This window comes from Pseudomonas sp. I8001 (assembly GCF_013385345.1).
In the GTDB taxonomy this organism is placed as follows: domain Bacteria; phylum Pseudomonadota; class Gammaproteobacteria; order Pseudomonadales; family Pseudomonadaceae; genus Aquipseudomonas.
Map to the genome: position 1 here is coordinate 559,723 of NZ_JACAQC010000007.1, position 20,541 is coordinate 580,263.

Consider the following 20,541-nt stretch of genomic DNA (forward strand, 5'->3'; position numbering starts at 1 on the left):
ATATAACTTGCTCCTCTTCCAGCCATCCCCTGGCTGGAAGCCCCCATGCTGCACTCTCACCTCACCACCCTCAATGCCGTCTCGTTGGTGCTCAATACCTTCAAGGCCGAAGGCCAACCCGCCGAGGCCTTGCTGGCCGGCAGCGGTATCTGCGCGGCGGACTTGAGCCGCGCCGACACCCGCATCACCACCAACCAGGAGATGCGCGTGTGCGCCAACGCCGTGGCCCTGCGCCGGGATATCGGCCTGGAGCTGGGCCGGCAAATGCACGTTTCTTCCTATGGCATGCTCGGTTACGCACTGCTCACCAGTGCCACCTTCGGTGACGCTTTGCGCCTGGCGCTGCGGTATCCGGCGCTGCTGGGAACACTTTTCGAGCTGGACCTTGAGGAAGACGGCACGCGCATCTGGTTCAGCGCCGCGGATTACCGGGAAAATCCGGCGCTGGAAACGTTCAACGTCGAACTCTGCCTGGCCTCGTTGAAGGTGATCTGCGACGACCTGCTGGGGCATGCCCTGCCGCTGCTTGCGGCGCGCTTTGAACACGACGCCCCGGATTACCGCGCACGGTACGCCGAAATCTTTGCCTGCCCGCTGCAATTCGGCGCCATCGCCAACGCGTTTGCCTTCGACCGAAGCTGGCTGGACCAGCCCCTGCCATTAGCCGACGCCGTCACCCACCAGGCCATGGCTGAGCGCTGCCGCAAGCAAAACACCGAGTTCACCGGGCGCCAGGCCTGGCTGGGCAAGATTCGCCACCTGCTCGCCAGCCAACTCAGCGCCGCGCCGGGCCTCGACGGCCTGGCCGAGCAGATGAACTGCTCCCCGCGCACGCTACGCCGGCACCTGCATGACTTGGGCTGCAGCTATCAGGAGTTGCTGGACGAGCTACGCTTCGAGCGGGCCAAGCGATTGCTGGGCGAGGATGAGCTGCCCATTTACCGAATTGCCGAGGCGCTGGGCTTCAGCGAAACCGCGAGTTTCCGTCACGCCTTTGTTCGCTGGAGCGGCGTCGCACCCAGCCAGTTCCGCCCCTGAAGCCACTTGCTGGGGCACGGCCGCGCCATTTCGGGGCGAATTGCGGTCACACACTTTGGCCATATTTATCCCCTTTTGGCCGCTCCTGCCATTCTCATTAATCCCACCCGCCGCAAGACTGGACTCACCGATTCAGCCTGCGGAGAACAACAATATGCTGACGATCTACTCGGACGATCACCACCTGCACCATGGCCGGTGCGAGTTGATGGACGGGCAACTGATGCCCTGTTTTGAAATGCCCGCGCGCGCCGACCATGTGTTGCAACGGGTCAAGGACCGCGAACTGGGCCCGGTGCAAGCGCCTGAGGATTTTGGCCTGGCGCCGCTGCAACGTATTCACAGCCCCGCGTACCTGGACTTCTTCAAAGGCGCCTGGCAACGCTGGACGGCATTTGGCCAGGACGGAGACTTGCTGCCCTACACCTGGCCCGCACGCACCTTGCGCCGGGTCATCCCCACCAGCCTGCACGGCCAGCTCGGCTATTACAGTTTCGACGGCGGCGCGCCGATCACCGCCGGCACCTGGCAAGCGGCCTACAGCGCGGCGCAAGTCGCTCTCACCGCGCAACAGGCGATCCAGCAAGGCGCCCGCAGTGCCTTCGCCCTGTGCCGTCCGCCCGGGCACCACGCCGCCAGCGACTTGATGGGCGGATATTGCTACCTCAACAACGCGGCCATCGCAGCCCAGGCGTTTCTCGACCAGGGCCACACAAAGGTGGCCATCCTCGACGTGGACTACCACCACGGCAACGGTACCCAGTCGATTTTCTACGAGCGCGACGATGTGCTGTTCACCTCGATCCACGGCCATCCGGAGGCGGAATTTCCGTTCTTCCTGGGCTACGCCGACGAGTTGGGCGAAGGCGCCGGTGAGGGTTTCAACTTCAACTATCCGTTGCCCGCAGGTTCTGGCTGGGACCGCTGGAGCGCCGCGCTGGAGCAGGCCTGCGGGGATATCGAGCGCTACGGCGCCGACATCATCGTGGTCTCGCTGGGCGTCGACACCTTCAAGGACGACCCGATCTCCCAGTTCAAGCTCGACAGCCCCGACTACCTGGCGATGGGTGCGCGAATCGCCCGCCTCGGCAAACCGACGCTGTTTGTGATGGAAGGCGGCTACGCCGTGGAAGAAATCGGCATCAATGCCGTCAACGTTCTCGAAGGTTTTGAGGGATTCGCCCAATGAACATGCTCAAGCATCTCGTCCTCTGCGCCGCCGTGCTGAGCGGGGCCGCGCACGCCGAAGAAAGAACCCTGCGGGTCTACAACTGGTTCGACTACATCACGCCCAAGGCCCTGGAGGATTTCAAGGCGCAGAACCCCAGCGTCAAGCTGGTCTACGACATCTTCGACACCAACGAAGCCCTGGAGGCCAAGCTGCTGACCGGCAACTCCGGCTATGACGTGGTCGTGCCCTCCAACGTGTTCCTGGCCAAGCAGATCGAAGCCTCGGTGTTCCAGCCGCTGGACCGCAGCAAACTGCCCAACTGGAACCACCTCGATCCCAAGTTGATGAAGCTGATCGAGGCCAACGACCCCGGCAATAAATTCGCCGTGCCCTACATGTACGGCACCATCCTGATCGGCTTCAACCCGGACAAGGTCAAGGCCGCGCTGGGGGCGAACGCCCCCGTGGACAGCTGGGACCTGATCTTCAACGTCGAGAACATCAGCAAGCTCAAGCAATGCGGCGTGGCGCTGCTGGATTCGCCGTCGGAAATCCTGCCCTTGGCATTGCAACACCTGGGCCTGGACCCCAACAGCAGCAACCCGGCGGACTATGTCAAAGCCGAAGCACTGCTGATGAAGATCCGCCCGTACATCACCTATTTCCACTCGTCCAAGTACATGGGTGACATTGCCAACGGCGACATCTGCGTGGCGGTCGGCTATTCCGGCAGCTTCTCCCAGGCCGCCAACCGCGCCAAGGAAGCCAAGAACGGTGTGACCGTGGACATGCGCCTGCCGAAAGAAGGTGCGCCAATCTGGTTCGATATGCTCGCGATCCCCAAAGGCGCCAAGGACCCGGAAGACGCCTACGCCTTTATCAACTACCTGCTGCAACCGGGCGTGATCGCGCCGATCAGCGATTTTGTCGGTTACCCCAACCCCAACAAGGACGCCACCGGGTTGGTGGATCCGGCGATTCGCAACAACCCCAACCTGTACCCGACCGAGGCGGCCATGGCCACGCTGTATACCCTCAAGCCCCTGGGACGTGACGCCGAACGAGCCAGGACCCGCGCCTGGACCAAGATCAAGTCCGGCACCTGATCGGTTGCCGCCGGTTGCGCCTCAGTGCGCAACCGGCGCGCGCCAAACCTGGCCCAAGCGCTTCAACGCCTGGCTGATCTGCGCCTCGGGCACGGCAGCAAACCCCAACACCAATCCGGCACGCTGATCCTGCGGCGTGAGTGACTCCGGCAGCCAATAGCTGCTCAAGCCATTGACCTCCACACCCACCGCCGCCGCCTGTTGGATCAGCGCCTGTTCCCGCGCCAGGCTGTCGACCCGCACGGTCAGGTGCAGCCCGGCCGCCACCGACGGCAGGCGGCCAACGCCTTCAATGTCGGCGGGCCACTCGGCCAATAGCGCATTGAGCCGGCTCTGCGCGGCGCGGCGCATGCGGCGTACATGGCGCTGGAAATGCCCGGTCGCCATGAACTCCGCCATCACCGCCTGGGTGCTGACTTCCGAGTGGCGCACGTCCACCGCGCGGCGCCGGGCAAAGGCCTGGACCAGGCCGACCGGCAACACCAGGTAGCCCAGGCGCAGCGCCGGAAAGGCCACCTTGCCGAAAGTCCCGACATACAGCACCCGCCCCGTGCGATCGAGGGCCGCCAGTGGCGCCAGGGGCGCGCCGCTGTAGCGGTACTCACCGTCGTAGTCATCCTCGACGATCCAGCCGCCCGTACGCTCGGCCCAGGCCAGCAGTTCCAGGCGCCGGGCCAGGCTCATCACCACGCCGGTGGGGTATTGATGGGACGGGGTGACGTAGGCCAGGCGGCAACCGCCGAGGCGGTTCAAGGCAGCGCAGTCGATGCCCTCGCTGTCCACCGTCACGCCATGCAATTGGCCACCCGCCACCGCGAACGCATGGCCTGCTGCCCGATACCCCGGATTCTCGATGGCAACCTCATCGCCGGGCTCCACCAGCAGCTGTGCACAAAGGCTGATTGCCTGCTGCGCGCCACTGGTGATCACTATTTGCTCAGCCGTGCACTGCATGCCGCGAGAACTGCGTAGATAGGCCGCAATCAATCCACGCAGGCGCGCGTCGCCCGCCGGGTCGCCGTAACACAACTGCTGCAAGTCCGGCTTGCGCCAGAAAGCCGCATTCAGCTTGGCCCACACGTCAAACGGGAACAGATCGAAAGCCGGTACGCCCACCCTGAAAGCCCTCGGCGGACCACTGGGCGGAAGCGCCAAATGATTGTTTTCCACCCGCGCCAGCGCACCGCTGTGGATAACTTGACTGGACGAAAACACAGGTAACTCCGGCCGTTTTGTGGATAAACCTGGGGATAAGCCTGTTGATAACCCTGTGGACACTTTTGTGGATAGTTTTTTTGCGGCCGTCGGTGTCTGCGGCAATTGCGCCACATAGGTGCCATCACCCACGCGGCCCTCAATAAATCCTTCGGCGTACAGTTGGTCGTAGGCGCGAACCACACTGTTGCGCGAGATCGACAGTGCCGCCGCCAGGTCACGGCTGGCGGGGAGCCGGGTGCCACTGACTAACCGGCCATCCAGTACCCGCTGGCGCAGCGCCTGATAGAGCTGGCGGGTGAGTCCCTGGCGGCGGTCCAACTCGATACCCGCCGGGTTGAACGAGAGCGGTGGTTCTAACGCAGGCATGGAATTGGACCTATAAAATTGACTGTAGATGGCTCTTACAACGAACCAATAGCCTGCCTAGGATGCAAGCATTCGCCAAGGAAAATCTTCATGTACACACCACGCGCCTTTGCCCTCGATGACTTGCCTGAAATCCAGCAACTGATCCAGCACACGCGCCTGGCGCAACTGGTGACCTTGGGCGAACAAGGCCTGCAAGCCAGCCATTTGCCGCTGCTGCTCAACCCGGATGAAGGGCCCAACGGCACCCTTTACGGGCACATGGCCAAGGCCAATCGCCAATGGCAGGACCTGCAAAATGGCGGCGAGGCCCTGGTGATTTTTGCCGGGGCCGAGGCCTACATCAGCCCGTCGTTCTACCCGGCCAAGGCCGAACACGGCAAAGTGGTGCCGACCTGGAATTACATCGCGGTACACGCATACGGCACCGGCGAAGTGTTCACCGACGCCGAGCGCCTGCTCGAACTGGTCAGCGCCCTCACCGACCGCCATGAAGGCAATCGCGCCCAACCCTGGAAAGTCAGCGACGCCCCGGCCGACTACATCGACGGCATGCTCAAGGCCATCGTCGGCTTTGCCCTGCCGATCCAACGCCTGGAAGGCAAACGCAAACTCAGCCAGAACCGCAGCCCGGCGGACATCGCCGGCGTTCGCGACGGCCTGGCCGCCAGCACCGACGTACGCGACCAGACCCTCGCCCGCTTTATTCCCAAGGAGCCATCATGAGCCAGATCGAAATCCGCCAGGTCAGCGCCGCCGACTACGCCGCTTGGTTGCCCCTGTGGCAAGCCTACCTGCGCTTCTACAACACCGAGCTGCCCGACGCCGTCAGCCAGAACACCTGGCAACGCTTGATCGACGCCAATGAGCCGACCCACTCGGCCCTGGCCTGGCAGGACGGCAAGGCCGTAGGCATGGTCAATTTCATCTACCACCGTTCCAACTGGAGCATCGAGAACTCCTGCTACCTGCAGGATTTGCTGGTAGATCCGGCCCAGCGCGGCACCGGCGTCGGCCGCAAGCTGATCGAATTCGTCTACGCCACCGCCAAGGCCGACGGTTGCTGCAAGGTCCACTGGCTGACCCACGAGACCAACGCCACCGCCATCCAGCTGTACGAACGCATCGCCGAACGCCCCGGTTTTATCCAGTTTCGCAAAGGTCTTTTTTAAGGAGAAGCACAGCATGACGACATCATTGGCCGACTGGAAAGGTGTCCCGGCGCCCACCGTCACCCTTATCGAAGGGCGCTTCGTGCGCCTGGAAAAACTCGACCCCGCCCGCCATAGCGATGACCTGTTCAACGCCCTGCAAGGCCCCGGCGCGGATCCGAAGCTGTGGGACTATTTGCCTTACGGCCCATTCCCCGAGCGCGCCGCCTTCGACGCCTGGCTGAACAACCACGCGTCCCACAGCGACCCGTACTTCTTCAGTGTGATCGACAAGGCCAGCGGCGAGGTGCAAGGCATCCTCAGCCTGATGTCCATCGTGCCCGAGCAAGGCCGCATTGAAATCGGCCACGTAACCTTCGGCGCCCCGATGCAACGTTCACCGAAAAGCACCGAGGCGGTGTACCTGCTGGCCAGGCACTCGTTTGAGCTGGGCAATCGTCGCCTGGAGTGGAAGTGCAACAACGCCAACGCCCGCTCCAAAAACGCCGCCGAGCGTTTGGGTTTCAGTTTTGAAGGGGTGTTTCGCCAGCACACCGTGGTCAAGGGCCGCAACCGGGATACGGCGTGGTACTCGATCCTGGATGGGGAATGGCCGGCGATTGGGGCGGGGTTTGAGCGGTGGCTGTCAGATGCCAACCAGACCGGTTCGGGACAGTTGAAAACGCTGGTGGAGTGCCGTACCTAAGCCACCCTGCCACCCCCTGACAAATGTGGGAGCGGGCTTGCTCGCGAAAGCGGTGTATCAGTCACGAATGTATCAACTGACCCACCGTCATCGCGGGCAAGCCCGGCTCCCACATTGTATCTTCAGCGTATCCGGGCCTTGTGCTCAGCCGAGGCGAATAGGCGAGCATCTATAGATCAAACACCACGCCATCGCCTTTTCCTACAAGCTTCTGCGAACCTTCACAACTCCCATCTTCAACCCAAACGGCCTGAACACTGCGTTCAACGACTTCAGCGTCTGATTGCCCTCGCCATGTTCGATATGTACCAGCGTGCGTACGGAGATTTTGCACATCTTGGCAAACTGGCTCTGATGCAGCCCAGTGACTTCCGTTCGCAGCCGGCGTACCGCCTCGGCTATTTCCAGCGTTCCCTCGGCCAATGCATCCTGAATGCTTTCGATCAACCGGGTTCGTTCTTCAACCGTCAGGCTCATTTCAATCCCCGTCACCTCCTCGCCATCATTCTGTAAAAAACCTCCGCTATACAGGTCGACTCTTTTCCAAAAACAAGGTCGCCCGCCATGCCCCCTTCGCCCCAGCGCCTTGCGCTCACTCTCGGCCTGCTGGTCAGCAGCGGTTTTGTCGATGCGGCGCCCACGCCAACCAAGACGCTGCAGATCGACACGCCCACCACCACCGGGCAAACCCTGGGTGGCAGTGACTCGTTGACGATTTCGGCACCGGGCAGTATCACCACCTCCAAAGTCGCGGTGACCTTGAAGGACGGCACCACCGGTAATGGCGTGGTGATCGACAACTCCGGCAGCATTACCTCCACGGGTGGCCGGGCCATCGACAGCAGCGGCAGCCTCACCGGTACGCGCAACTACAGCATCTACAACCGCGCCGGCGGCGTGATCCAGGGCGCCAACGACGCGCTGCGCATCGACAGCAATTTCGCCAGCGGCAGCCTGTTGATCGACAACAGCGGCACCATTCGCTCCGCCACCGGCCAAGGGCTGGACCTGGATGCGATCCGCAGCCCGAACGTCAGCACCACCATCATCAACCGTCTTGGCGGGCTGATTCGCGGCGACGCCAGCGACGGCATGAAAACCGGCGGTAATGCCACCCTCACCAACTACGGCGAGATTTCTACCGGCGACACGTTCTCCCGGGACGACAAGTTCGATGGCGTCGACATCGACTCCGCCACCGGCGTGACGGTGACCAACTACGGCCTGATTTCCGGCGGCCGCCACGGCATCACCACCGACCTGGGCGCCACGCTGACCAACTACGGCACGGTAATCGGCCGCAACGGCTCGGGTTTTGGTTCCGACGGCGATGGCACGGTGATCAACCACGGCACTATTACCGGCGCATTCTCCGGACTGCAGCCGGACGGCGATGGTGACGGCGTGGACATCGACAAGATCGCCCACATTGAAAACTACGGCATCATCCAGGGCGTCGGCGCCGGCGGTGTCGACAAGAACGGCTTTGCCAACGGCAGCGAAGGCATCGCCCTCGGCGGTGGCTACGTGTTCAACGGCGTGGGTGCATTGGTAAGCGGTGCCAACAACGCGGTGCTGGTGGACGACGGCAGCGACGGCCCGGGACTTGCTGCAACCACCCTGATCAACCATGGCACCATTCAGGGCCTGAACGGCTTTGGCGTGAAGTTCGTCGGCGAGTTTGCCGACACGGTGGTCAACGCCGGCTTGATCAGCGGCAGCAACGGCCTGGCCCTGGATTTGGGCGGCGGCGATGACACGCTGACCCTGCTCGGCGGCAGCCGCTTTGTCGGCGTGGTGGATGGCGGCACCGGATATGACCGCGTGATCATGGACGACGCCGCCGGCGGCAGTTTCGGCGACAGCCGCAACTTCGAATGGCTGGACGTGAAGCAAGGCACCTGGACCCTCACCGGCAGCGGCGACTTCAGCGACGGCGGCGAGATTTTCAGCGGCGCCAAGCTGATCAACCAGGGTGGGATCGCTGGCAACCTGACCGTCGATGAAGGCGGTATCTATGCCGGTGGCGGCAGTGTCGGCAGCCTGTTGGTCAAAGGCACCTTGCAGACCAACACCGCCCTCGGCACCGCCAGCATCACCCGCGACCTGACGATGACCAGCGGCTCGACCCTGGCCTATGGCGTGAATGCCGACGGCAGCAGCGCACCGGTCCAGGTCGGCGGCACCGCGTACCTGAATGGCGCGACCCTGGCGGTCAATCCCGGCACCGGCACCTACCCGTGGCAGAGCCACTACACGGTACTGCAGGCCGGCAGCATCAATGGCACGTTCGGCAAGGTCACCAGCGACTATGCCTTCCTCACCCCCACCCTGGATTACAGCCCTACCCAGGTCGGCCTGACCTATTCCCGCAATGACGTGGCGTTCAATCAGTTCGCCAACACCGGCAACGGCACCCGCGCCGCCAACGCCCTGGCGAGCCTGGGCAAGAACAACGCGTTGTACAACGCCTTGCTCAACACCACCAACAGCAGCGCCGGTGCCGCCATCGAGCAATTGGCCGGCAGCAGCACCGCCAACCTGACCAGTGCCACCCTCGGCGCCAGCGCCCAGGTCGGCAACAGCATGTTGAACGCCATGCACCAACTGGGCGGCGGTGCCGGACTGCTGGTGGGCCTTGATCAAAAAGACACACCCGTACTGGCCGCCACCGGCGTACCCGCCGAAGCCCGCAACCTCAACGATCCCAATGCCCGGGGCCGCCTGTGGCTGCAAGGTATCGGCAGCTACGGCAAGCTCGACGGCGACCACGGCAGCAATGGCCTGACCCAGCGCACCAAAGGCAGCGTGTTGGGGGCCGATTGGGCGCTCGATTCGGACTGGCGCGTGGGCGTGCTGGGCGGTTATTCGAAGACCGACCTGGACACCACCGGCGTCGACGGCAGCGTCGACAGCTGGCACGCCGGCGTCTACGCCATGCGCCAGAGCGGACCGCTGGCCTTGCGCCTGGGTGCTGCGTACAGCGGGCACCAGGGAGACAGTAAACGTACGGTGGCCTTTGACGGTTTCAACGATCGACCCAAAGGTGACTACGACGCCGACAGCCAACAAGCCTTCGCCGAACTGGGTTATGCCATGGGCAGCGGGCGCCTGAGCGCCGAGCCGTTCGCCAACCTCGGCTACCAGCGCTACCACCGCGACAGCTACAACGAAAAAGGCGGCGCCGCCGCCCTGCATGTCGAAGGGCAAACCCAGGACAATTTCAGCAGCACCTTCGGCCTGCGCCTGGCGCACTTGAGCCAGCTGGACAACGGCATCAGTCTCACACCGCGGGTCAGCGCCGGCTGGAAGCACACCTACGGCGACGTAGACAGCAGCACCCGCCAGGCCTTCCTGATGGGCGGCACCGCGTTCAACGTCGAAGGCAGCGCCCTGGACCGCGACAGCCTGTTGCTGGAAGCCGGGCTGGATGTAGGCCTGTCGGCACGCCATACCCTCGGCGTGGGCTACAGCGGCGAAATAGGCAGTAACAGCCGCAATCACGGGCTGATCGGGCAATGGCAGATGAGTTTTTAATCGCGGCCCACTAGAGACATCTCTGGCAGGCAAAGGGTGGATGGCCTGACATTTATCCGCCCTTTACCCCGCTAGATTTCCCGACCTCATACATCAAGAGGTCGGACCTGCATGCCACTCCTTCAGAAACAACTCGCACTCGCCATCACCTTCGCGCTGGGTGCCACCAACGCTCAATTCGTCCAGGCGCGAGGGGACATCGATCCAGACAGCGAGTGGTTCATCCCGGCGCCAGAGGCCGGCCAGCAAGGCCACCAGCGCCCCAAGCCACCCAAGCCCACTCCCGACTTTAACTTTACCGACCACGCCACCACCCGTAACGGCCAGCAGGTTGCCCGCGTACTGGACTCTGCCGTGGACACCCTCATCAAGTCGGGCGAACTCAATGAGTGGCAAGAGTACGAACTGGACAATATCGCCCGGGAACTTGGCAGGCTGGCACCGGGCCGTGTGGGTGCAGTTCTGGAGCAACTGGCAGGCAGCCAGAACGCCAACCTTGGCGCCGCCACTCAAGACAGCATGAAACAGCTCAACAGCAGCCTGCTTTCAGTCATGCGCCGGACAGGCGACGAACGCAACCTTACGGATGCCGAAGGTAATGGCCACGTATGGTTCCAGGCCCTGGGCAACGCTGGCAAGCTTGAAGGACAGCACGGTAGCGTGGGCCTGCAGCAACACACCCAAGGCCTGATGCTGGGCGGCGACTGGGCAGTGGACGATGCCTGGCGGGTGGGTGTGATGGGCGCCAAGTCCGCCAGCGACCTGAACGCCAAACGCTTCAAGGGCGAATTGGACAGCTGGCACCTCGGCGGTTACGCCGTGCGTCAGGACGGCCCCCTTGCATTGCGCCTGGGGGCGATCTACAGCAGCCATGCCGGCCAAACCCAACGCACCGTAGACTTTGATTTCGTTGAGCGCCGCGAGCAGTCCAAAGGCAAATACAACGCCCAAAGCCAGAACGCTTTCGCCGAGCTGGGCTATCAACTGGACAAGGGCAGTTTCAGCGTCGAACCCTATGCGGGGATCGGCTACCAGCGCTATCACCGCGACCGCTACAAGGAAAAAGGCGGCTTTACAGCGCTGAATGTCGGCGCCCAGACCCAGGAAAACCTCAGCAGCACCTTCGGCTTGCGCCTGGCCAGTGCCTTTACGCTGGACAACCAGATGGCCCTCAAGCCGCACCTGAGCACAGGCTGGAAGCACCTCTACGGTGACGTGAGCAGCACCGTGCGCCAGTCCTCCGCGTGGGTAAAACGGCCGGGCTTCAACAGTGACTTCACCATCGAAGGCACCTCCCTGGACCGCGACAGCCTGGCGCTGCACACCGGAGTGGACCTGGCGCTGTCGACCCGGCACACCGTGGGCCTGGCCTATACCGCCGAGGTCGGCACCCACAGCCGTAACCAGGGTTTGCTGGGCCAGTGGACCCTGGCGTTCTGATTATTGCGGGCGAAAAAAAAGGGGGCACATGCCCCCCCGAGGTTTAAGCGGTAGTTTCGAAGGCTGTTGATCAGCCTTCGATTTCAATCAGGATTTCACCCGGGTTGACCCGGTCGCCCTTGGCCACGTGTACGGCGGTGACCTTGCCGGCGATCGACGCCTGTACTTCGGTCTCCATCTTCATCGCTTCAGTGATCAACACAGCCTGGCCGGCCTTCACCACGTCGCCTTCCTTGACCAGCACGTCGACGATGTTGCCCGGCATCGCCGTGCTGACATGGCCTGGCGCGGTGGCGTGCTTGCGCTTGCTGCCGCCACTGCTGACAAACTCGTTGAGCGGCTCGAACACCACTTCTTCCGGCATGCCGTCGATGGAAAGGTAGAAGTGGCGCTTGCCTTCGGCCTTGACGCCCACCCCGGTGATGTCCACGCGATAGCTTTCGCCGTGCACGTCGATCACGAACTCGGTCGGCACACCTTCGCCACCGGCACGGGCCACGCCGCCGGCTTCAGGAATCGGCAACAGCACTTCAGGGCTCAAGGTGCCAGCGTCGCGCTCTTCAAGGAATTTGCGCCCGATGTCCGGGAACATCGCGTAGGTCAGTACGTCTTCTTCGGACTTGGCCAACGCGCCGATTTCGCCGCGCAACTTGGTCATTTCCGGCTTCAGCAGATCTGCCGGGCGATGGTCGATCACCTCTTCGCTGCCGATGGCCTGGCGCCGCAGTTTTTCATTCACGGTGCCCGGCGCCTTGCCGTAGCCGCCTTGCAGGTACAGCTTCACTTCGTTGGTGATGGTCTTGTAGCGCTCGCCGGCCAGCACGTTGAAGAACGCCTGGGTACCAACGATCTGCGAAGTCGGGGTGACCAGCGGCGGGAAGCCAAGGTCTTCACGAACCCGCGGGATTTCGGCCAGCACTTCGCTCATGCGGTTCAGCGCGCCCTGCTCTTTGAGCTGGTTGGCCAGGTTGGAAATCATCCCGCCCGGTACCTGGTTGACTTGCACGCGGGTGTCGACGGCGGTGAATTCGCTTTCGAACTGGTGGTACTTCTTGCGCACAGCGTAGAAGTACAAACCGATTTCCTGCAGCAGTTCCAGGCTGAGGCCGGTGTCGAATTCGCTGCCTTTGAGGGCCGCGACCATCGACTCGGTACCCGGGTGGCTGGTGCCCCAGGCGAAGCTGGAAATGGCGGTGTCGATATGGTCGGCACCGTTTTCGATGGCCTTGAGCTGGCACATCGAAGCCAGGCCCGCAGTGTCGTGGGAGTGGATGAAGATCGGCAGGCTCTGCTCGGCCTTCAGCGCCTTGACCAGCTCGCCGGTGGCGTATGGTGTCAGCAGGCCGGCCATGTCCTTGATCGCCACCGAGTCGCAACCCATGGCTTCCATTTGCTTGGCCTGGGCCACGAACGCCTCGATGGTGTGCACCGGGCTGGTGGTGTAGGCGATGGTGCCCTGGGCATGTTTGCCGGCGGCTTTTACCGCTTCGATGGCCACTCGCAGGTTACGCACGTCGTTCATCGCGTCGAAGATGCGGAACACGTCGATGCCGTTGACGGCGGCCTTGGCTACGAAGGCTTTGACCACATCGTCGCTGTAGTGGCGGTAGCCCAACAGGTTCTGGCCACGCAGCAGCATTTGCAGGCGCGTGTTGGGCAACGCCGCGCGCAGTTTGCGCAGGCGCTCCCACGGGTCTTCTTTCAGGAAGCGTACGCAGGCGTCGAAGGTCGCGCCGCCCCAGACTTCCAGGGACCAGTAGCCGACTTTGTCGAGCTTGTCGCAGATCGGCAGCATGTCGTCGGTGCGCATGCGGGTTGCCAGCAACGATTGGTGGGCGTCGCGCAGGATGGTGTCGGTTACGAAGATCTTCTTGCTCATTCTTATATTCCTCACAGGCCTGCGTGGGCGGCGATGGCGGCGGCGATGGCCAGGGCCAGCTCTTCGGGTTTGCGCTTGATCGAGTAGTTGGTCAGCTCAGGGTGGCTTTCCACAAAACTGGTGTTGAACTGGCCGCTGCGGAATTCCGGGTTGCGCAGGATTTCCTGGTAATAGGCGGCGGTGGTCTTCACGCCTTGCAGGCGCATGTCATCCAGGGCGCGTAGGCCGCGGTCCATGGCTTCTTCCCAGGTCAACGCCCACACCACCAGCTTCAGGCACATCGAGTCGTAGAACGGTGGGATGGTGTAGCCGGTGTAGATCGCCGTGTCGGTACGCACGCCGGGACCGCCGGGTGCGTAGTAACGGGTGATCTTGCCGAAGCTGGGCAGGAAGTTGTTCTTCGGGTCTTCGGCGTTGATGCGGAACTGCAACGCAAAACCCCGGTGCTGAATGTCTTCCTGCTTGACCGACAGCGGCAGGCCCGACGCAATGCGGATCTGCTCACGCACAATGTCGATGCCGGTGATTTCTTCGGTAATGGTGTGTTCCACCTGCACCCGGGTGTTCATCTCCATGAAGTACACCTCGCCCTCGGCGAGCAGGAACTCCACGGTGCCGGCGTTCTCGTAGCCCACGGCCTTGGCCGCGCGCACCGACAGGTCGCCGATGTAGGCGCGCTGTTCAGGGGTCAGCTGGGGGCTAGGGGCGATTTCGATCAGCTTCTGGTTACGGCGCTGGATAGAGCAATCGCGCTCGAACAGGTGCACCACATTGCCGAAGCTGTCACCGAGGATCTGCGCCTCGATGTGCTTGGGATTGACGATGCATTTTTCCAGGAACACTTCCGCCGAACCGAAGGCCTTGGTGGCTTCGGAAATTACCCGGGGGAAGGCTTGTTCGAGTTCTTCACGGCTGTTGCAGCGACGGATACCGCGACCGCCACCACCGGAGGTGGCCTTGAGCATCACCGGGTAACCAATGCGGTCGCCTTCGGTGAGGGCTTCAGCGATGTCGGCAACGTTGCCTTCGGTGCCCGGGGTCACCGGTACGCCGGCCTTGATCATGCTGCGGCGGGCTTCAGTCTTGTCGCCCATGCGGCGAATCACTTCTGCGGACGGGCCGATGAACTTGATCCCACGTTCGGCGCAAATGTCTGCCAGCTCAGCGTTTTCCGAGAGGAAGCCGTAGCCGGGGTGCAGCGCGTCGCAACCGGTTTCCACCGCCAGGTTCACCAGCTTGCGCGGGTTCAGGTAACCGGCCAATGGCTCGGCACCGATGCTGTGGGCTTCATCTGCACGCTTTACATGCAGGGCATGGCGATCGGCATCGGAATAGACCGCGACCGAACGAATGCCCATCTCGGCGCAGGCACGCACGATACGTACGGCAATCTCACCACGGTTGGCGATCAGGATCTTTTTTATCACTTGGAAATTCCCTTGAGCCGATTGCTACCTACTTCGACCCTGGAAGCGGGTCGGCGCGTGACCAAATGTTTCATGGCAGTCGCGTGACACACACTATGCCCCTGCAGGGATTAACAAAAATCAATAATTATTGGGTTGTGTATAAGCAAAGACTTATAGTCGTCGCATCAAGGGTCGGCGGGAGTGCTTGAACTATGCGTAAGTCATTGATGCGTATGACATTGCGTCAATTGCAGATTTTCAATGAAGTCTGTGATTTGCGTTCCTACAGCCGCGCAGCCGAGGAAATGTCCCTCACGCAACCGGCCGTTAGCCTACAAATCAAGCAGCTGGAAGAGCTGCTGGGCCAGCCATTGTTCGATTACGTCGGCAAAAAGCTCTATATGACTGAAGCTGCTGAAGCCTTGCAACGGGCCAGCCGGGACATTTTCGGCCGCCTGGAAAACCTCGATATGCAACTCTCCGACATGCAGGGCTCATTGCAGGGCCAGCTGAAACTGGCGGTGGAATCCAGCGCCAAGTACTTCGTGCCGCACCTGTTTGCCGCCTTCAAGCGCCAGCATCCGGAGGTCAACCTGCACCTGACGGTGGTCAACCGCGCCCAGGTGATTCGCCGGCTTTCAGACAACCGCGACGACCTGGTGATCATGTCGATGGTGCCCCAGGACATGGGCCTGGAATTCCTGCCGTTCCTGAACAACCCGATTGTCGCGGTGGCGCCCCACGATCATCCGCTGAGCCATCAAGGGCCGTTGCGCCTGCAGGACCTTGAGCCTTACACGCTGCTGTTGCGCGAGCCGGGGTCCGGGACGCGGATGGCGTGCGAAGAGTATTTCAAGGAGAAGCGCGTGCACTTCACCCAGACGGTGGAAGTGTCTTCGGCCGAGGCGCAGCGCGAGTGCGTGACCGCTGGGTTGGGCGTGGCGCTGCTGACGCGCCACGCGGTCAACCTGGAACTGGCCACCGGCGGGCTCAGGGAGCTGCCGGTGGAAGAACTGCCGCTGTACCGCAGTTGGTGCCTGGTGCAGGCCAAGGCCAAGCGCCTGTCACCGGTGGCCCATGCATTCCTGGGCTTTATCCGCAGCGAGCGGCTGCAGATCAGCGCGCTGGCTGAACGCTTCGCTGGGCAGCCGCGGGTGCCTGCCAGTGGAGTTCCGGATAGTCACTGATGCTCTGTTGCAATTGACGCTGATCGCAGCGGTCTTCAATTGCGCGACGGAAGGCCATGCGGCGCTGGTCTTCCTGCTGGCGGCGGGTCTTGACGGTGCTGTTGCTTTCTTCGTATTGCCGAGCCATTTCGAGTCTCCCAATGCGAGTAAGGGGAGTTCAGGATGGGCTCGGGCAATGACGGTTTAGCGGCATGGGGATGACAGGACGATGAATCTTGCGGGGCAGGACCCAATCAAAATGTGGGAGCGGGCTTGCTCGCGAATGCGGTGGGCCAGCCAGCATATTCAGTGACTGACACTCCGCATTCGCGAGCAAGCCCGCTCCCACAATTGGTCCGCGTACAAACTATCAGTCGTCGAGGGCTTTTACGGACTTGGGTGACAACCGAAGGCTGCGCAAGCTGCGCTTCACGCTCTTGAGGTGGTTGACCAGGCTCGGGCCGCGCGCCATGGCTACGCCCATCGCCAGCACGTCGATCACCACCAGGTGGGCGATACGCGAGGTCAGCGGCGTGTAGATCTCGGTGTCCTCGTGCACATCGATCGCCAGGTTGACGGTCGACAGCTCTGCCAATGGCGTCTGGCTCGGGCACAGGGTAATCAGGGTCGCGCCGCTTTCACGCACCAGGTTGGCGGTGATCAGCAAATCCTTGGAGCGGCCGGACTGGGAAATGCAGATCGCCACGTCGCTGGGCTTCAACGTCACCGCCGACATCGCCTGCATGTGCGGGTCGCTGTAGGCCGCCGCCGTCAGCAGCAAACGGAAGAACTTGTGCTGGGCATCCGCCGCCACCGCGCCGGACGCGCCGAAACCATAGAACTCCACGCGCTGGGCCTGGGACATGGCGGTCACGGCTTTTTGCAGCTCCACCGGGTCGAGCTTTTCGCGCACTTCCATCAGGGTGTGCAGGGTGGTGTCGAAGATTTTCAGGCTGTAGTCGGCGACGGAATCGTCTTCGTGGATCGCAAACTGGCCAAAGCTCGCACCGGCCGCCAGGCTCTGGGCCAGCTTGAGCTTCAAGTCCTGGAAACCGGAGCAACCAATGGCGCGGCAGAAGCGCACGATGGTCGGCTCGCTGATGCCCACGCTGTGGGCCAGGTCGGCCATGGAACTGTGCATCACGGCCGCAGGGTCAAGCAGCACGTGATCGGCAACCTTGAGTTCCGATTTGCGTAACAGGTGGCGCGACTGGGCGATATGTTGCAACAGGTTCAAAGGGCTGGACTCTTGTTATTGGCAGACGCCAGGGATGTAGCAAGCTTGTAGTTATACTACAAGAATTACCGATTTGCCCGTTCGATGCATCACTTAATCACGCTGCTGCCCGCTGATTCAGCGGGCAGGCTCGATGTAGCCCCGCGTGCGGCTTGGGCTCAACTATGGAAAATCGGCATTTTTTCGTAACAAATCCGCCAAGCCATCCGCTTCCACCGGCCGACTGATCAAATAGCCCTGCACCTCGTCGCACTGCTCATCCCGCAAAAAGTCCAGCTGCTGCTGATCTTCCACACCCTCGGCCACCACCTTGAGCGACAGCCCGTGGGCCATGGCAATGATTGCGCGGGTGATCGAGGCATCTTCGCGTCCCTGGCCCAGGCCGCGAATGAACGTCTGGTCGATCTTCACGTAGTCCACGGGGATGCGCTTGAGGTAACTGAGGGATGAGTAACCGGTGCCAAAATCATCAATCGCCAGCTTCACCCCCAGGTCGCGCAGTTGCTGGAAGGTCGAGATGATGTGCTCGACGCTGTCGAGCAGCTGGCTTTCGGTCAGTTCCAGCTCCAGGTATTGCGGATCAAGCCCGGTTTCTTCCAGCACCTGGCGCACCAGGCTGATCAGCTTGCCCTGGCGCAGTTGGTGCACCGACAGGTTGACCGACACCCGAATCGGCGCCAGCCCCTGGCGTTGCCATTCACAAGCCTGCCAGCACGCCTGGCGCAACACGAACTCCCCCAGCGGCACGATCAGGCCGGTTTCTTCGGCCAGCCCGATAAAGTCGCCGGGCGGCACCATGCCCCACTGCGGATGTTCCCAACGAATCAATGCTTCGGCCGCATTCAGCTTGCCACTGGCCAGGCACAGTTTGGGTTGGTAGAACACCGTAAGCTGGCGCTCATCAATCGCCTTGCGCAGCTGGTTTTCCAGCTGCAAACGTTCCAGGGTGCTGGCCTGCAGGCTGTCGGTGTAGAACTGGAAGTTATTACCGCCCAGGTGCTTGGCGTGCTGCATGGCCATGTTCGACTGGCTGACCAGCGCGGATATTTCCCGCGCATTGTCGGGCAACAGGCTGACGCCCATTGAGGCACTGACCACCAGCTCGTGCCCTTCCACCGTCACCGGCACCCGCAACTTGGCCAGCAACCGCGTGGCCACCCGCGCCAGGCTCGACAGGTTGCCGTAGGCGTCGAACAGCACGGCGAATTCATCGCCAGAGAGCCGCGCTATGGTGTCGGCCTCAGGCAAGGCGTTGATCAAGCGGCGGGCCATTTTCTGCAACAACTGGTCGGCCACTTCATGCCCGAGGCTGTCGTTGAGCAGCTTGAAACGGTCCAGGTTGATATGCAGCAAGGCCAGGCTGCGGCCACCCTGGCGCACCCGCTGATGGGCTTCGCGCAACCGCTCGCGGAACAGCGAGCGGTTGGCCAGCCCGGTCAATTCGTCGTAGTGCGTGAGATAGCGCATGCGCTCTTCGGATTCGCGGCGCGCAGACAGATCAGCGAAGAAACCCACGATATGGCTGACGTTTCCTCGAATATCCCGGACTACATTCAGTTGTAGCCATTGCGGGTAGAGTTCGCCGTTCTTGCGGGTTTCCACGAGCTCGCCCTGCCAGGTGCCGTGGCTGAGCAACGCCTGGCGGATCACCGGGAAGTGGCGCCGTGCGTCGCGGCTGCTGGGCAGCTCCACGACATTGCGCCCGATCATGTCGTCAATGTCGAAACCGGTGACGCGGCTGAATGCCTGGTTGACGGCTATCAGCACGTAGTCCGGGTCGAGGATCACAATGCCTTCGCTGGCCGCCTCAAACACCGTCGATGCCAGGCGCTGCTGTTCTTCCAGGACCTTGCCGGCGCTGATGTCGCGGCGGGTACCGAGCATCCGCGTGACGCGCCCGCCTGCCGAGCGCTCCACGGCGCGGCCACGGTCCTGGATCCATACCCAATGGCCATCGCCATGGCGCACCCGGTATTCCACCAGGTAGTCCTCGCTGCGGCCTTTAAGGTGCTCCACCAGCGCGCGCTTGAGCAGCGGCAAGTCGTCCGGGTGCAGGCGTGGCTTGAGGTGGCTGAGCATCGCCGTGACGTATTCCGGCTCCAGGCCGAACAACTCCTTGAGCTGGGTGTGGTGGACCTCATCGGTTTGCAGGTTCCAGTCCCACAGCCCCAGTTCGCTGGCCTGCAGCGCCATGGCCAGACGCGCCTCGCTTTTGCTCAGGGCCAGGCTGGCCGCGTCCAGTTCCTGGCTGCGCTGATCGACGCGTTGCTGCAGGCCAATCTGTGCTTCGCGCAACTCTTGTTCGACCTGGCGCCGCTGCTCCACCTCACGCACCAGTTCCTGGTTCAGTTGCTCGCTGCGTTGCTGCGCTTGCTGCAGGTGCTCGATCAACGCCTGGTTCTGGAAGCGCCTGAGCAGCCCGCGCTGGATCAGGCGATTGACCTGCCATGCCACCAGGCTCAGGGATGCCAGCAGAATCAGGCCCAGGCAACCCCAGCCTTGCTGTTGCGGGTCGCCGCTCCAGAATAAATAGAGGATGGCCGGCACCAGGCAGGGCACGGCAAACGACAGGAAAGCCGGCAGGCTGACGGCATAGGCCACACTGGCGGACAAGGTCGCCGCGCCGAGCAGGCCGAACACCCAGGCCTGTTGCGCAAAACTGTCCACAGGGACCAGGGCGATGGCAGCACTGGCCAGCGTCAAGCCGCTGACGGCCGAGCCCAGCATGAACATGCGTCGCCAGATCGGCTGCGCCTGGCGGCTGGGCATGGCGGAATCGAACGCCGCCACCTGAATTACCCGCAAGGCCACCAGCGCCAGCAGCCATACCAGCCAAATGCTGTCCAGCAGATAGCGCTGCGGGCTCCAGAGCAACCAGGCGCAGACCAGTCCATTCACCAGCATTAATAAAGTAGGCAGCAGGGAGCCTTGGTAAAGCAGGCGCGTGCGCTCCACCGCCATCTCCATGGCGTAGTGCTTGCGGATAACCTGCGCCGGCGCCACGGAGGGTCCCGCCAGGTCAATGCTAAGGGTCATAGGCAGTGTTCTTATAATGGTGAGCCCGAAACGTCGACGGAGCATACACAAGCAAACGCTCGGGCCAAACTGCCCCAAGTC

Annotated in this window: 16 protein-coding genes; 9 read left to right on the forward strand and 7 right to left on the reverse strand. The window is 62.5% G+C overall.

Annotated features, from left to right (window positions below; all coding sequences use genetic code 11):
- The first annotated feature begins 45 nt into the window (after positions 1-45).
- The 3 genes from HX839_RS07140 to HX839_RS07150 all read left to right on the forward strand — a co-directional run bounded on the left by HX839_RS07140 (position 46) and on the right by HX839_RS07150 (position 3,315).
- Positions 46-1,038 (forward strand): AraC family transcriptional regulator, encoded by a 993-nt coding sequence (locus HX839_RS07140; RefSeq protein ID WP_177066893.1) that lies wholly within the window; start codon positions 46-48, stop codon positions 1,036-1,038.
- Between the two features lie 154 nt (positions 1,039-1,192).
- A complete protein-coding gene (locus tag HX839_RS07145) occupies positions 1,193-2,227 on the forward strand; it encodes a histone deacetylase family protein (RefSeq protein ID WP_134327548.1) in 1,035 nt (344 codons plus the stop codon).
- Positions 2,224-3,315, forward strand: coding sequence for a polyamine ABC transporter substrate-binding protein (locus tag HX839_RS07150; protein WP_177066894.1), 1,092 nt, complete (start codon positions 2,224-2,226; stop codon positions 3,313-3,315). The genes HX839_RS07145 and HX839_RS07150 overlap by 4 nt, the downstream gene beginning before the upstream one ends.
- Before the next feature lie 21 nt (positions 3,316-3,336).
- On the opposite strand, the gene HX839_RS07155 is transcribed toward HX839_RS07150, so the two are convergent.
- Positions 3,337-4,899 (reverse strand): PLP-dependent aminotransferase family protein, encoded by a 1,563-nt coding sequence (locus tag HX839_RS07155; protein ID WP_177066895.1) that lies wholly within the window; start codon positions 4,897-4,899, stop codon positions 3,337-3,339.
- 90 nt (positions 4,900-4,989) lie between these two features.
- Between HX839_RS07155 and HX839_RS07160 the strand changes: the two genes are divergently transcribed.
- From HX839_RS07160 to HX839_RS07170, 3 genes are read left to right on the forward strand one after another with little or no spacing between them, the layout of a single operon-like run.
- Positions 4,990-5,625: an FMN-binding negative transcriptional regulator gene (locus HX839_RS07160; protein WP_177066896.1), complete on the forward strand. Its 636-nt coding sequence runs from the start codon at positions 4,990-4,992 to the stop codon at positions 5,623-5,625.
- Complete coding sequence (locus tag HX839_RS07165; protein ID WP_177066897.1) at positions 5,622-6,071, forward strand: GNAT family N-acetyltransferase; 450 nt, start codon at positions 5,622-5,624, stop codon at positions 6,069-6,071. The genes HX839_RS07160 and HX839_RS07165 overlap by 4 nt, the downstream gene beginning before the upstream one ends.
- Positions 6,072-6,084: 13 nt before the next feature.
- Positions 6,085-6,756 (forward strand): GNAT family N-acetyltransferase, encoded by a 672-nt coding sequence (locus HX839_RS07170; RefSeq protein WP_087694597.1) that lies wholly within the window; start codon positions 6,085-6,087, stop codon positions 6,754-6,756.
- Between the two features lie 201 nt (positions 6,757-6,957).
- On the opposite strand, the gene HX839_RS07175 is transcribed toward HX839_RS07170, so the two are convergent.
- A complete protein-coding gene (locus tag HX839_RS07175) occupies positions 6,958-7,233 on the reverse strand; it encodes a helix-turn-helix domain-containing protein (protein ID WP_087694596.1) in 276 nt (91 codons plus the stop codon).
- Positions 7,234-7,320: 87 nt separating this feature from the next.
- Here HX839_RS07175 and HX839_RS07180 point away from each other — a divergent pair, with 87 nt between their 5' ends.
- Together HX839_RS07180 and HX839_RS07185 are read left to right on the forward strand one after the other, a co-directional pair.
- Positions 7,321-10,293: an autotransporter domain-containing protein gene (locus HX839_RS07180; RefSeq protein ID WP_177066898.1), complete on the forward strand. Its 2,973-nt coding sequence runs from the start codon at positions 7,321-7,323 to the stop codon at positions 10,291-10,293.
- Between the two features lie 111 nt (positions 10,294-10,404).
- Positions 10,405-11,733, forward strand: a complete 1,329-nt coding sequence (locus HX839_RS07185; RefSeq protein ID WP_003213438.1) for an autotransporter domain-containing protein — start codon at positions 10,405-10,407, stop codon at positions 11,731-11,733.
- Between the two features lie 70 nt (positions 11,734-11,803).
- On the opposite strand, the gene oadA is transcribed toward HX839_RS07185, so the two are convergent.
- Complete coding sequence (oadA, locus tag HX839_RS07190) at positions 11,804-13,612, reverse strand: sodium-extruding oxaloacetate decarboxylase subunit alpha (RefSeq protein WP_102370189.1); 1,809 nt, start codon at positions 13,610-13,612, stop codon at positions 11,804-11,806.
- A gap of 11 nt (positions 13,613-13,623) precedes the next feature.
- Positions 13,624-15,039, reverse strand: a complete 1,416-nt coding sequence (locus HX839_RS07195) for an acetyl-CoA carboxylase biotin carboxylase subunit (RefSeq protein WP_003213442.1) — start codon at positions 15,037-15,039, stop codon at positions 13,624-13,626.
- Positions 15,040-15,233: 194 nt separating this feature from the next.
- Between HX839_RS07195 and HX839_RS07200 the strand changes: the two genes are divergently transcribed.
- Positions 15,234-16,208 (forward strand): LysR family transcriptional regulator, encoded by a 975-nt coding sequence (locus tag HX839_RS07200; RefSeq protein WP_003213443.1) that lies wholly within the window; start codon positions 15,234-15,236, stop codon positions 16,206-16,208.
- Here the strand turns inward: HX839_RS07200 and HX839_RS31540 are convergent.
- The 3 genes from HX839_RS31540 to HX839_RS07210 form a co-directional block, all read right to left on the reverse strand.
- Positions 16,138-16,335, reverse strand: coding sequence for a PA3496 family putative envelope integrity protein (locus HX839_RS31540; RefSeq protein ID WP_003213445.1), 198 nt, complete (start codon positions 16,333-16,335; stop codon positions 16,138-16,140). The two genes, HX839_RS07200 and HX839_RS31540, sit on opposite strands and share 71 nt — an antisense overlap.
- Before the next feature lie 222 nt (positions 16,336-16,557).
- Complete coding sequence (gene hexR, locus HX839_RS07205) at positions 16,558-17,424, reverse strand: transcriptional regulator HexR (protein ID WP_003213447.1); 867 nt, start codon at positions 17,422-17,424, stop codon at positions 16,558-16,560.
- A 162-nt stretch (positions 17,425-17,586) separates the two neighbouring features.
- Positions 17,587-20,460 carry a GGDEF domain-containing phosphodiesterase gene (locus HX839_RS07210; RefSeq protein WP_177022400.1) on the reverse strand — a complete coding sequence of 958 codons (2,874 nt, stop codon included), beginning with the start codon at positions 20,458-20,460 and terminating at the stop codon, positions 17,587-17,589.
- Positions 20,461-20,541: the final 81 nt, after the last annotated feature.